Source organism: Streptomyces sp. NBC_01334 (genome assembly GCF_035983595.1).
GTDB classification, from domain to species: domain Bacteria; phylum Actinomycetota; class Actinomycetes; order Streptomycetales; family Streptomycetaceae; genus Streptomyces; species Streptomyces coriariae.
The window spans coordinates 295,951-308,689 of record NZ_CP130719.1 but is presented as its reverse complement, the minus strand read 5'-3'; the positions used below and the strand labels follow the sequence as shown (position 1 = coordinate 308,689).

At 69.1% G+C, this 12,739-nt stretch carries 8 protein-coding genes and 3 pseudogenes; 6 read left to right on the top strand and 5 right to left on the bottom strand.

What is annotated here, in order from left to right:
• The first annotated feature begins 515 nt into the window (after nt 1–515).
• Nucleotides 516–3,743 (top strand): hypothetical protein, encoded by a 3,228-nt coding sequence (locus OG736_RS46010; protein WP_327188141.1) that lies wholly within the window; start codon nt 516–518, stop codon nt 3,741–3,743.
• 425 nt (nt 3,744–4,168) lie between these two features.
• Here the strand turns inward: OG736_RS46010 and OG736_RS47465 are convergent.
• The 3 genes and pseudogenes from OG736_RS47465 to OG736_RS45995 form a co-directional block, all read right to left on the bottom strand.
• Nucleotides 4,169–4,542 (bottom strand): annotated as a pseudogene (locus OG736_RS47465) (Tn3 family transposase); the annotation flags it as partial.
• 267 nt (nt 4,543–4,809) lie between these two features.
• The gene (locus OG736_RS46000; protein ID WP_327188139.1) at nt 4,810–5,181 is read right to left on the bottom strand and encodes a DUF6192 family protein; all 372 of its coding nucleotides are present in this window, start codon (nt 5,179–5,181) and stop codon (nt 4,810–4,812) included.
• Nucleotides 5,182–5,189: 8 nt separating this feature from the next.
• A pseudogene (locus OG736_RS45995) lies at nt 5,190–5,699 on the bottom strand (SMI1/KNR4 family protein); the annotation flags it as partial.
• 602 nt (nt 5,700–6,301) lie between these two features.
• On the opposite strand from OG736_RS45995, the pseudogene OG736_RS45990 reads away from it, so the two are divergent.
• Nucleotides 6,302–6,867 (top strand): annotated as a pseudogene (locus OG736_RS45990) (dihydrofolate reductase family protein).
• 519 nt (nt 6,868–7,386) lie between these two features.
• Here OG736_RS45990 and OG736_RS45980 read toward each other — a convergent pair.
• Nucleotides 7,387–7,884: a GbsR/MarR family transcriptional regulator gene (locus OG736_RS45980; RefSeq protein ID WP_327188138.1), complete on the bottom strand. Its 498-nt coding sequence runs from the start codon at nt 7,882–7,884 to the stop codon at nt 7,387–7,389.
• Between the two features lie 102 nt (nt 7,885–7,986).
• Here OG736_RS45980 and OG736_RS45975 point away from each other — a divergent pair, with 102 nt between their 5' ends.
• The 3 genes from OG736_RS45975 (at nt 7,987) to OG736_RS45965 (ending at nt 11,197) form a co-directional block, all read left to right on the top strand.
• Complete coding sequence (locus tag OG736_RS45975; protein WP_327188137.1) at nt 7,987–9,003, top strand: ABC transporter ATP-binding protein; 1,017 nt, start codon at nt 7,987–7,989, stop codon at nt 9,001–9,003.
• Nucleotides 9,000–10,610: an ABC transporter permease gene (locus OG736_RS45970; protein WP_327188136.1), complete on the top strand. Its 1,611-nt coding sequence runs from the start codon at nt 9,000–9,002 to the stop codon at nt 10,608–10,610. The genes OG736_RS45975 and OG736_RS45970 overlap by 4 nt, the downstream gene beginning before the upstream one ends.
• 146 nt (nt 10,611–10,756) lie before the next feature.
• Nucleotides 10,757–11,197, top strand: a complete 441-nt coding sequence (locus OG736_RS45965; protein ID WP_327188135.1) for an HGxxPAAW family protein — start codon at nt 10,757–10,759, stop codon at nt 11,195–11,197.
• A 14-nt stretch (nt 11,198–11,211) separates the two neighbouring features.
• On the opposite strand, the gene OG736_RS45960 is transcribed toward OG736_RS45965, so the two are convergent.
• Complete coding sequence (locus OG736_RS45960; protein WP_327188134.1) at nt 11,212–11,724, bottom strand: MarR family transcriptional regulator; 513 nt, start codon at nt 11,722–11,724, stop codon at nt 11,212–11,214.
• Nucleotides 11,725–11,997: 273 nt separating this feature from the next.
• Here OG736_RS45960 and OG736_RS45955 point away from each other — a divergent pair, with 273 nt between their 5' ends.
• On the top strand, nt 11,998–12,270 hold the full coding sequence (locus OG736_RS45955) for a DUF1272 domain-containing protein (RefSeq protein ID WP_327188133.1): 273 nt from the start codon (nt 11,998–12,000) through the stop codon (nt 12,268–12,270).
• Nucleotides 12,271–12,739: the final 469 nt, after the last annotated feature.

Sequence of the window (12,739 nt, the reverse complement as noted above, 5' to 3'; positions counted from 1 at the left end):
TGTTCGACCAGGAAACCCTGGTGCGGGGCCACTCCTTCGCCGGACGCGAAAACCGTGTGGTCCGGTCCTACCCCGTCAGCCATGTCCTGTCGTTCCTCTCCGATCGCTGGGGACACTTCGGCGCCACGGCCGTCGACGCCCCGCCGTCATACGACGACCTCACTCAGGACGGGGCATTCGGCCCGATCGGATTCGAGGAGGTGACCGTCGGCAGCCACGGCAAGAGCGGCTACACCCGGCGAGCCGAGCTGACCGAGACACTGGAGAACAAACTGCAGGTGAACGGGGCTGTCCCGTTCAACCCCGCAGACGCAGACACCGCAGACGGTCTCGGCCGTGCCTTCCTCCAGGCCGAACGCTTCCACCAGCGCGGACGCAGGCCCGGCTCCGGTCCCCTGCCCGCACAGCCGCGGGAGCACCTGGACGTACACCAGGTGATCGCCGCAACCCGCGAGTACCGCGGGCTACAGCGATCCCTGGGACTTGCCCTGGAGTTCGAGGTCGACGACCCCGCCGTGACCGCACTGCTGACCGGGGCCGCGACGCAGACCTGGGCAACCCTGCAGATCACCTGGTCGAGCAGTCCTCCGCCGGCAACCGGCCGCGCCGATGTGCTGCCCCGCACCCGCTGCCTGATCGGTGGCAGCCGCTTCGAGGCCGCGCCGCGCGATGCCGCCGCCAGTGACGTCGCCCGGGGAATGCTGCGCGTCGGCCTGGGTGACCGATTCACGGTCGTGCCCGTCGACCCGGACGGCGGAGCGCTTCTGTCGCGTCAGTTCGCCGACAACGTCAGCCGCTCACGCGTGGTGGACGGCAGCCGGCTGAAGAAGCGCAGTTCGGCAGGTGCGGACCAGTTCTCTCTGCCCGCGCTGCGGTCGGCCGGACTGTCGGTCGCACGAATGGGCCGGGCGACCGAGTTCATCAAGGCGTTCGACCGGGCCGCCGAGGCCAACTCGGCAGCCTACGACCAGAACGGAAGCCCGCGGCCCGGCACCTTGGACCTGTATGCCGACGATCTCGTGCGAGGCCATCGCTGGGACGTCCGCGACCTCGCAGACCCCGCATGGCGGTCACTGATGGCGCGCGAGGGGTCCTACGTCTTCGAGCGCGACGGGCAGTCGGTGAACGCGGCCGAAGAAGGGCAGGTCTCCCTGGCGCCCAGCACGTCGGGAGAGGACGACGACACCGACCTGTATCTGGGCGAGTCGCTGATGCGCTGGGCCGGCTGGAGCCTGGCCGTCGACCGGATCGGCCGCGCCCTTCAGCCCGACGGGACGCTCGCCGACCCTGAGCCGGTCCAGGACGCGGACTTCCCTGTCACCACGCGGTTCACCGTGCCGCCCGGCAGCCTGCCTCGGCTCCGCTTCGGCCATCAATACTCCTTCCGCGCCCGTGCAGTGGACCTCGCCGGCGACAGTGTGCCGTTCACCCAGCAGGACCTTTTCCCCAACGAAGCAGACTTGCAGACGCCAGAAGTCACCCACCGTCGCTTCGACCCGGTACCGCCGCCCCATGTGCTGCTGCGCAAGCCGCAGACAGTCGGCGAATCGGTGAACAGGATGGTGATCCGCAGCGAGAACGCGGCCGGCTCCACAGCCGAGTCCCACCGGCATGTCCTGCCGCCGCGCACCTCGCAGGCGATCGCCGAGCAGCACGGCATGCTCGACGCCGGCACGAACGGTCACCCCATGCGGCCCGACCTCTACCAGGTCCTTGCCACCCGGGACAGTGCCCGGCTGGAAGACCTGCCGGGCGCCCAGCAGGGTACCGGGGCGAACGCGGACACCTGGTTCTTCGACACCGATGCGCTGCCCGTCACCTACCTGCCGGACCCTCTGGCCAAACAGCTGCTCATCAAGGGGCTGCCCGGAAGCACCAGGGAGTTGGTCGCGCCGGCCCTGGGAAGCTGGCCGGAAGCATCCTCGCTGCGCCTTCGGCTGATCAGCGGCACGTCCGACGGCTGGTCCTGGTCCGACCGGGTCCTGAAGGTGGCAGTGGCGCCAGGCCACGAGTACCGCCTGCTGCTGTCCTCCAGGCTCGCCGACGCCGATCTCGACGTGATGGGAGTGTGGCGCTGGATCGAGCGCTGGGGCGCCGCGTGGAACGCCGCGCACCCTGGCAGCACGCCGATCAATCTCGCTGCGCTGCGCACATCGGCTGCCGAGGGACGCCACCCGATGATCACACCCGGCCAGGCCGTCACACTGGTGCACGCGGTCCGTACTCCTTTGACCAAGCCGTCCGTCAAGCACATGGAAACCCCTGACCGAGCGCCGGCGGCCACCCGCCTCGCGCTGAAGGGGGAGGTCCTGTTCGATCGGCGTTCCACCGGAACGCTGGACGTGCTGGCCTCCTGGAAGGAGCCCGTAGACAGCGGGCCCGGTACTGCGGACCCGCTCACACCGCGCACCTTCCAGGAAACACCGCTGTCGCTGCGCATCGACCGCGCTCCGGAGCCCAGCCCCGGAGCAGACGGCATGGACATCAACGGCGGGCACGACTTCGGCGACACCCGTCATCGCGTGGTCACGTACACCGGGCTGGCGACAAGCCGCTACGCCGAGCACTTCCGGGAGGAGACGACCGTTGTCCTGGCCGGTGGGCGGGTGACACTCAACGCGCTGGAGCCTGCCACGCTGAAGGTCAGGGACGCCGTGAGCGCCCTTCCCCTTGCGCCGGCGCCGGCGGGCAGCACCGATCCCGCCACGGCCGAGGGCGACTACCTTTTCGACCCGGCAACCCGGGTGCTGACGCGCACCGCCGGCGGCACACTCGCAGATACCGCCGAACTCGTGGTCAGCTACGTGGCACCGGGTATCCACGCCTCCTCGGACGAGGAAGAGCGCATCATCCTGAGCACCGCGCAGCCCGCGCCCCCGGTGGTGCGACAGGTCGTGCCACTGTTCCGTTGGGACGCCCCGGCAACCGACCAGAGCAGGCGCCGCGGCAACGCCATCCGCATCTATCTGGAGCGTCCCTGGTGGTCTTCGGGCGCCGGCGAGAAACTCGGTGTGGTGCTGGTGAGCAGCAGCACCGAACCGCCCCAGGCCCTGCACCCGTACCTCACCATGCAGGGTGTGGACCCCACGGTGACGGACTTCGTCCTGCCTGCCTACCCGCGGCTGGCGTCACTGCCCCGTACGACCAAGTCGGCCACCGGCGTGACCTTGACAGAGGTATCCGGCACGACGGTCACGATCGCCGGTCATGACGTATCCTTCGATGCAGCCCGCGACCTTTGGTATGCCGACGTCGAGCTGGTCGCGCCGAACGGGATGCCGGCTCGGGCGTGGCTTCCGTTCGTGCGTCTGGCGCTGGTGCGCTACCAGCCGAACTCGCTCGACGGCTACTCGGTGTCCAAGGTCGTCCAGGCCCCGATAGTCCAGCTCAGCGCGGAGCGCAAGGCCAGCCTTGTTCGCGGTTCCGGCACAGCGACGGTCTCGGTGACGGGGCCGGCGTACACGGGGACCTCGGCACAGCCGACGAGCCGTCCCTCGATCCGCGCTGTGGTTGAGCAGGCGAACCCGGCCATCCCCGACCCTCACCTGCGTTGGGAAGAGATCGCGGGCTCGGCTGTGATCCTTTCTGGAACCGGAAGCAGCGAGCAGACGACCTGGACAGGCACCGTGTCGACCACAGGCGGCCCCTACGGCAACGCGCCGCGAAGGGTATGCCTCACTGAGACTGAACGCCACCTGGGAAACTTCGGCCGCATCGTCTACCTGGATGTCCTGCCCCTGTGACCTTGGCCGGCCAGACGGCCTGCGGCCCGTGACCATGAAACGATCACGGGCCGCGAACTCGCCAGGTCCAGTGATCGCTTCTCGCGGGCGCTCCCGTCGGAGTACGTCGGCATCGCGCACCCTCTCGCTCTCTTGCCCCGCCTGTGGCCTGGAGTCCGAAGTAGACGGCGAGTGCCCAGGCGATCGGACTGCGGGCATGCGAATGCCGGGACCGGGTGGCGAGCTCGGTGTGCCGGTGCCGGTGCCGATATCCGCGATGCGCTCGGCGGGACGGCGGGCGAGGGTCAGCCACGGTGGTACGGCGACGAGGGCGATGGCGGCCCACGTCCCCAGGCCGACCCACCAGTCACCGCCGAAGGCCCACGCTGGCCGGACGGCGACGGTACTCGAGGTGTCCAGGTTGAGGGCCATGGAGTACAGGCCGGCGCGACCGCCGCCGAGTCCTCATCCTCCGGCACCAGCGAGACCACGAACGTTGCCGCGCTCATCACGACCGCCCGCGGGGCGACTTCCTCCACCGCACGCCACAATGCGGCGGCGTCCAGGTCGGCGCCGTGCTGCTCGACCAGCTCCAGCTCCTCGAACAGCACCTTCGTCGTCCGTACCCGGGCCCGGGACGCCTTCTCCAGCTGCGGCAGCACCGAGAGCCGTTCCTTGTTCCTCGCCGCTTCGCACTGCTGATCAGCCTCGTCGCCATCAGCACCGAGGACAGGTCCAGCGCCTCGTCGATCGCCTTCGCCTCAAGATGGCGCATCACCAGGGTGAGCATCGCCGTGCGCTTGGGCTCCGCAGCCCGCTCCGGGGAACGAGTTCCTGGCCGGGGAAGAGCCACTGGGCCGGATCCCGCACTGACCTCCCGTGCGCGGCGTCTGACGAACAAGTCCTGCAAACCGTCTGGGACGGAGCGCCGGTGACCAGCACACACTTGTGTATGACGGTCACCCAGAAGAACCAGGACGCGGCCACGGCGACCGATTCGTTCGGGGGACGGAAGATCGAGACCGTGCGGTTCACCTGTCAGGAGGACGGGCGGATGACGCGGCCTCACGCATGCACCTGCTCTGGCCTACTCCTGTGTCCGCTCGATCTTCTTCACCGCCTGTCCGGCGGGGGTTTTCCTGCGGAAGGCGTCCGCCTGCTGCCGGGAGCGGTCGGTCTGGGCCCGATTGACCGCGTGCCGGGCGGTGTCGGCGGCGATCACCCTGGCCGCGACTTCGAGACGGCGCAGCATGTCGGAGGCGACTTGGGCCGCCACCGTGTCGTCGTCGATGAGGTCGTGGACAACTTCGGTCCTGTGTTGCGTGGTCTGCGCTTTGTTGACCATGTGCCGGGCGGTGTCGTCCGCGACCACTCTGGCCGCGACCTCCGGACGGCGCAGCACGTCTGTCGCGACCTTCGCAGCGACCTCGTCGTCGGCCAGGCGGTGTATCGCCGTCACCTTGTGCGCAGGTGTCTGAGGACGGTCTGGGCGCTGCCCACCGTGCGTTCCGGGGCGAACATGATGACCTCCCACCGCTCGTCCCACGCCTCGATGGCGTCATCGAAGTCCTCGATGTCGTCGAAGTCCTCTTCCTCGGGGCGTTGGGCAAGAAGGTCCTCGAGCAGCTTCGGGTCCGGGCCCTGGTCGGGAAACGGCTCGGCAAGCCTCGACAGGTCCGCCAGGTCCGCCAGGTCCGCGCCGTCGCCTTCCCAACGCCAGCGGCCTTGCACGCGCCGAACCGGGAACAGGCCGTACGCGGGGCCGGCGCCGCCCGCACCGACGTCGAGCAGGAAGCTCCGGTACTCCTCTGGCAGCCGCACGCCCGTCTGAGCCTCGAGTTCGGCAAGCTCGCCTTGGGTAAGCGGGTCCTCCACGATCCACCTGTGCCCCAATGCCCCGAACACCTTGCTGCCGGAAGGCCCTGCACCCGCCGCCTCGACCCGCTGCCGCACGCCCACCCACCACTGATCAGTCATGCGCAGACCGTACGTGCAGCCACCGACACCTGGGCTGCGGGGCCCACTGCCGCGGTCCCGACGGACTCAGGAATGGTCCGACGCCCCAGGCCTCTCGGCACAACACGCACATCGGCCAACTGAGGCCCTCGGTGGCCAACAAGCGCACTCAGTCATGCCCCACCAGCAAGATCACGATGTACAGCTGGAGTACTAACCAGGCTTACCGTTAGGGTCGCAAGGGACTCAGCAGTTTAAATGAGTAACGGGTACCTACCTGGTGCCGGGCTGCGGTGTTCACCGCCCGAGCCCACGTTGCCGGGCGTCCTGGAAGGTCGTCATCATAGAGGTCATGTCGACGCCCCGACCATCGCCGGATGAGTCTTCGCCCTGGTCACCAGGTCGCCTTTGCCCGGAACAACGGCCTCTGATCGTCGACTTGCCGCTGACTGACGGCCCCGGAAACAGGTGAGGGACGGGCCGGCGCATATCTGCGACTGCCGTGAAGGTTTCCTCAAACGATCTCGTGAGGTGACTCGACCCAGGGGATCTCGCGAGCCGCGATCAGTCCTGCGACGTCCGGCGGTCGTAACTGTCGAACCCGTCACCGAGGAGGGCTTCTGATGCGCGGCGTGACCTATTCGATGGGCGTCTCATTGGACGGCTACATCGTCGGGCCGGACGACGGCTTCGACTGGACGACGCCCAACGAGGAGGTCTTCCGCTTCGCCACCGACGAGGTGCGAGAGGTCGTCGTCCACCTGCTGGGACGACGGCTCTACGAGACGATGCTGTACTGGGGGACCGTCGACCAGAATCCATCCCTCGACGACTCGATGCTGAAGTGGACCGCGATCTGGAAGGCGCTCCCGAAGGTGGTGTTCTTTCACCATGCTGTCGGCGGTACAGGGCAATGCCCGCCTGGCTTCCGGCGGCCTGGCGGAGGAGATCGAGCGGTTGCGAGCCGAGCCGGGTGAGGGCGACATCGCGATCGCCAGCGCGGCTCTCGCCGCCGAGGCGGCCGCGTCGGGTCTGATCGAGGAGTACCGGGCCAGGGTCTACCCGGTGCTGGTCGGCGGCGGCATTCCGTATCTTCCCCCGGCATGAGCGCCGGGTGGATGTCGAACTCGTCGAGTTCCGCACCTTCCGCTCGAGAGTCGTCTACCTCCGTTACCGCGTGGCGCGTTAGCCGGCTGGTCCGCCGCGCCCTGGGAAGAACGGGCCGGCCAGTGACGTTCTCTCAGCGAAGCGACCTGTGCGAACGGTGTGAACCACCGTCTGGCGAAGGTGAGTCGGACGGACTGCACCCGACCGCAGACGCACGTAGAGCCCCTGGTAGGGCAGACCTCACCACAAGATCATTGCCGTAACCACCAGAGGCTTCACGTTGGACACCTACATCGCCACACTCGACGTCCCGCGTCACGTCGTGGAGTACCTGGCCCGGTTGTTGGCCGTGCACCGTCGACGGATGAACCCCGAAGGGGGCGCGGGCGCTGGGCCCGTTCCGTCAGGCGGTGCTGGTGCTGCGCTGGTTCGGTGAGCGAGGCTGTGTGCCTGCCTCGCCCGGGGCGCCGGGGTGTCCCAGGCGACCGGCTGCCGCTACCTGCACGAGGGCATCGACATCCCTCGCAGCCCAAGCCCCCCCACCTGCATGCGGTGTTGGACCGTTGCCGCGTCGAGGGCGTCGCAGAGGCGCCGGGCGCTGTCAGTCGTCGCCGTGGAGTGTTTCGCGGTGGGTGCGCCAGCGTTCCATCATCGCGGCGATCTCGCCGTCGATGAACTCGAAGAACGCCAGGGTCTCAGAGAGCCGGCGCCCGGCCGGGGTAGCGGGACCAAGGCTGTCGACGCCGGCGCGCAGGGCGGTCTCCCAGCGCTTGAGCACCGCGTCGCGGCTGGTCAGGGCCTCGTACCACTGGTCGCTGTGCACGCGATACCGCTCGCGCCGCGAGCCGGGTTCCCGCTCGCGCGAGACCATGTGCTGCTGCGCGAGATAGCGCACCGCACCGGAGACGGCGGCCGGGCTGACCCGGAGCTGTTCACCGAGTTCCGCCGAGGTCATCGCGGCAGAGTCGGAGGCCAGTAGCGCCGCGAACACCCGCGCGGGCATCCGCTGCATCCCCGCCTCGACGAGCTGCGCCGCGAATCCCTCCACGAACTGCGAGACCGGCTCCGGATCCCGCTCCACCGTGGTCGCTTCCGCCATCTGTCGATCATCTCCCCTGCTCATGCCTCATCGTCGAGTGTAACGCGGTTCATACCCTTCCTTAACTTCACAAATTTCTGAAGTAAGCGTAGTGTCTGAAACATGACGAAGGTAATCAGCGTCTCCGGACTACAGAAGAGGTTCGGCAGGACGCACGCGTTGAACGGCCTCGACCTGGAGGTTGAGGCCGGTGAGGTGCACGGCTTCCTCGGCCCGAACGGATCCGGGAAGTCCACCACCATCCGGGTCCTGCTCGGCCTGCTACGCGCCGACTCAGGCGCGGCACGGATGCTCGGCATGGACCCATGGGCCGACGCGGTCGAACTGCACGGCCGGATCGCCTACGTCCCCGGCGACGTCACCCTGTGGCGCAACCTCACCGGCGGTGAGGTCATCGACCTCTACGGGCGGCTGCACGCCGCAGGCCGCACCCGCGGCGGGCGAGCCGAGAGGCGGCGAACCGGCGGGCTCAACCCTGCCCGGCGCGCCGACCTCATCGAGCACTTCGAACTCGACCCCACCAAGAAGGGGCGCACCTACTCGAAGGGCAACCGCCAGAAGGTCGCCCTCATCGCCGCCTTCGCCTCGGACGTCGACGTGCTGATCCTCGACGAGCCGACCTCGGGCCTGGACCCGCTGATGGAAGAGGTCTTCCGGCGGTGCGTCCGGGAGGAGCGCGACCGGGGCCGCACCGTTCTGCTGTCCTCGCACATCCTGAGCGAGGTCGAGGAACTCTGCGACCGCGTCAGCATCATCCGCAAGGGCCGGACCGTCGAGAGCGGCTCCCTCGCCGACCTGCGCCACCTGACCCGTACCAGCGTCACCGCCGAACTCAGCGGTGGACCGGGCGCGTTGGCGACCCTGCCCGGAGTCCACGGCCTCGACGTACAGGACGCCGGCGCCCTGCCCGACGGCGTTCGGAGCCGGGTCAGGCTCCAGGTCGACACCGAACACCTGAACGCCGTACTGCGCTCGCTGGCCGACTCCGGCGTACGGTCTCTGACCTCGGCTCCGCCTACCCTGGAGGAGCTGTTCCTGCAGCACTACCGGGACGAGGACGAAGGCGAGGACCAGGACGCCGCCCTCCGGGCCATGTCCGAAGAGGCGGCGGCCCGATGACCACCACGACCGCCGGCACCTTCACCGTCCGCGGCGGCGGTACGCGCCCACTGGCCGGCACCGGCACCTTGCTGCGGTTCGCCCTGCGTCGCGGCCGCATGACCATGCCGCTGTGGATCGGCGTGACCGGACTGCTGGTGCTCTCCCTGCCGGGCTCGCTCAAGAGCGTCTACGCCACCCCCGCTGAACGCGCTGACGTGGCACGGCAGATGCTCACCAACAGCTCCCTGCGCGCCACCTACGGGCCGGTGTTCAGCGACTCGCTCGGCGGGCTCACCGCCTGGCGCATCGGCGGTTTCGCCGGCGTGCTCGCCGCTGTGATGAGCCTGATCATCGTGGTCCGGCACACCCGCGACGAGGAGGAGAGCGGACGGCAGGAACTCGTCTCCGCCGCGATGGTCGGGCGGCGCGCCCCGCTGACCGCGGCCCTGCTCGCGGCACTCGTCGCGAACGGCGCCCTGGCTCTGCTCGTCGCGGCTGGCCTCGCCGGTCAGGGCGGCGCCGGTGCCCTGGCGCTCGGACTGACCGTCGGCGGGGTCGGAATGGTCTTCGCGACCATGGCGGCCCTCGTCGCCCAGTTCACGGAGAGCGCGCGGCTCGCCAAGGGGCTGACCGGCGCACTGCTCGGCGCAGCGTTCGTCCTCAGGGCGGCGGGCGACGCGGCGAGCGACGACGGCTCGTCGGTGCTGACCTGGATCTCCCCGATCGGCTGGCTGGAGAACATCCGTGCCTTCGCGAACGAACGCTGGTGGGTCCTCGCGCTGTTCGTCGCGGCCATCGCCGCACAGGGCGCCGCCGCCTATGCACTCGCCGGACGCAGGGACGTCGGCATGAGCTTCCTGCCCAGCCGGCCGGGGCCCGCGACCGGCCGCCTCGGCGCGGCCGGAGCACTGGCGTGGCGGCTGCAACGCGGCGCGGTGCTCGGCTGGAGCCTCGGCTTCCTCGCCGCGGGCGGCGCGTTCGGCGGCATCACCAAGGGGGCGGCCGACCTGGTCGGCGACAACGCCAGGACCCGCGAGATCATCGAGCGGATGGGTGGCCAGAGCGGGATCACCGACGCGTTCCTCGCCGCCATGGTGAACATGCTGGGCCTGGTCGCCGCCCTCTACATCGTCTCCTCCGTACTCCGGCTGCACGCAGAGGAGACCTCGCAGCGCGCCGAACCCCTGCTCGCCGCCGTCGGCCGGCTGCGCTGGGCCGGCGGACACCTTGTCATCGCCTTCGGCGGCGCGGTCCTCATCATGCTGCTCGGCGGGCTCGGCCTGGGCCTCGGCCACGGATCGGACCTCGGCCCCATCCTCGGTGCCTGCCTCGTCCAGGTCCCGGCGGTCTGGACACTCGGCGGCCTCGCGGTCCTCCTGTACGGCCTCTCCTCTCGGCTCGCGCCCGGCGCCTGGGCCGCGGCCGGCCTCGCCCTCCTCCTCGGCTGGATCGGCCCTGCCCTGGACCTGCCCCAGGTCGTCCTGGGCCTCTCCCCCTTCGGCCACGTGTCGAAGCTGCCGGGCGGCACCATGGCCTGGGCACCGGTCCTCCTTCTCACCGGGATCGCGACGGGACTGACCGCGGCGGGACTGGTGTCCCTGCGCCGGAGGGATCTGAGGACGTGAGCGCGTCGGGCCCGCGTATGCCGCCTCGCCACGAGAAGCCGCCCGCGCCCCTGCCCCTGGTTTGCCCTCCCCCTTCAGCGGTCTTAAGATGGCGCCAAATATTTTAGCTCGCGAGATAAATCTTCTCGCTCGCTTCGAGGAGACTCATGAGCGGTCTGCACGGAACGCACGACCTGGGCCACACCGTCGCCGGATGGACCGGCACCGCCATCACGGTGATCGGCTGCTGTGTCGCGGGAGTCGCCATGACGAGGGGCTCGGCGCCGGGTCTTGCGCTCGGCACGGGGGTCATCACCGTCGCCGGGCTGGTGACCTGGGTGCTACATCTGAGCGGCTGGGGTAAACCGAGCGGGCCCCGGCCAGTCCGTGAACAGAACTGGCGCGCCAGAGACCACGAAGCCGCCCAGGGGCATCCCAACTGCCTCGGCTGCCGCATCGCCGGACGAACGGGCACCCGCCGCGGCGCCGCCGCGTCCTGGAGCACGCCGCTTCCGTCCGCTCGCACCTCTCAAGGGAGCTTCCCCATCCGGTCAGCTGTGCCGGCAGGGGCTTCAGCGGTACGGAACGAGAGTGGGGGCGAGCACTGAGCCCGCCCGGACACTCAGTCCTGTGCGGGTGACGGGCCCTCGGCCCGGGCGGCGTCGCGCATGTCGTCCAGACTCTTTTGCATCGCCGTCCTGGCCTTGGCAAACCAGTCCGCCAGTACGGCGACCTCGTCGCGGGTGAAGTCGGAGACCAGAAGGCGCAGGCGCTCGTAGAAGGGGCCGTAGACCTCGAGGATACGTGCCTGGGCCGACTCGTCCATCACGACCCAGACTCGTCGACGGTCCGTCAGGTCGCTCTCCCTGCGGATGAAGCGAGACTTTTCCAACCGGTTGAGCACCCCGGTGACGGCACCTGTGCTCAACCGGGCTCGCGCGGCGAGGTCGCTCGCGCCCAGGGGCTCACCGGCCAAGGACGCCTCGATCACGAACCCGAGACAGGTCAGGTCGGTGACGTTGAGTCCGAGCCGTCCGGCGATGTCCTGCTGTCCGAACTGCGCCAGCGCGATCAGGCGGTCCATCTCGTACAACGCCTGCTCAGCGGTCGCTTCGGGACGCGCCTTGCCCTCCATGCATCACCCATGACATCACTACACCAAGCCGAAATCGGACTGAACAAACCCTAACGTTCATTCACCCAGGCCACAGACCAAGCCGTGGGAACCGACGAGCACAGGTGTACGGCGACTGGGCGCGTAGATCGCCGGTGCCGCTGAGGCGGATGAGCCCAGAAGGGCATGTGCGTAAGCCGCCGGCCGCTCTGTCGATCCAAGTTCGTCCAGTGATCTGGCCGAGTCTGAGAGGCCACCTCGCTGGGAGCGGTCTTGGTCCGCCAGGTGTGCCGCATGCTGTCCGTTGCCCGCCCGGCAGCGGTCTTTCCCCAACCAACCAGGAGAGCCATGCCCTTGGAAATGCGCGACCGCTGCGAACGATGTGGAGGTCCGCTTCTGATACAGACCACGTCCGCCCGCATCTGCTCGTACGAGTGCACATTCTGCGTGTCCTGCAGCGACGCGATGCAGGACACATGTCCTCACTGCGGCGGAGAACTCGTCACCCGTCCCCGCCGTGCGCCCTCCGCCACTGTCGAGCCGACGATCAGTCATCCAGGCCGGTGATTGCCCACCACACCGGCGTCCAGGCTCTGGTCGCCGGTCGGCGACCACCGGGACGGTCAGCCAGGGGCGCCGGCTCCGTGGCGGCGAGGATGCGGGTAGGGTCTCGCACTCGTCGGACTTCGCCATCGACGCGACGGCGATCGGCAGGCTGTCCCTCGCCAGGGGCTGTGTGCGAAACGCAACCGCCTCGTCTCGGAGGTGAAGCCGAGCATCGCCTGCACCACAGCCCAGGTCACCGACTCGGGACCGCGGGGATTCGGCGATGTCAGGCCGCGGCGCGAAATCATCCCGCTCCCCTGCCGACTCCTGCGAAGGCACCCCCAAGACGGGTAGCGGTGAGGCTGCCGGCACGACTTTCGCGGAAGAGTGAGCACCGTTTACTCAGGTGCTCACATCGCTACCAGCCCACCGTAAGTAGCAAGAGGACGTGTACATGGATGGTCTCCGCGTTCCGCTCGCACCACGTCTG

Bases quoted from the DNA above. Each gene is read 5' to 3' on its own strand.
- OG736_RS45975 (WP_327188137.1), top strand. From the start codon at position 7,987: ATGACGAAGGTAATCAGCGTCTCCGGACTACAGAAGAGGTTCGGCAGG.
- OG736_RS45955 (WP_327188133.1), top strand. From the start codon at position 11,998: ATGCTGTCCGTTGCCCGCCCGGCAGCGGTCTTTCCCCAACCAACCAGG.
- OG736_RS45980 (WP_327188138.1), bottom strand. From the start codon at position 7,884: ATGGCGGAAGCGACCACGGTGGAGCGGGATCCGGAGCCGGTCTCGCAG.
- OG736_RS45970 (WP_327188136.1), top strand. From the start codon at position 9,000: ATGACCACCACGACCGCCGGCACCTTCACCGTCCGCGGCGGCGGTACG.
- OG736_RS45960 (WP_327188134.1), bottom strand. From the start codon at position 11,724: ATGGAGGGCAAGGCGCGTCCCGAAGCGACCGCTGAGCAGGCGTTGTAC.
- OG736_RS45965 (WP_327188135.1), top strand. From the start codon at position 10,757: ATGAGCGGTCTGCACGGAACGCACGACCTGGGCCACACCGTCGCCGGA.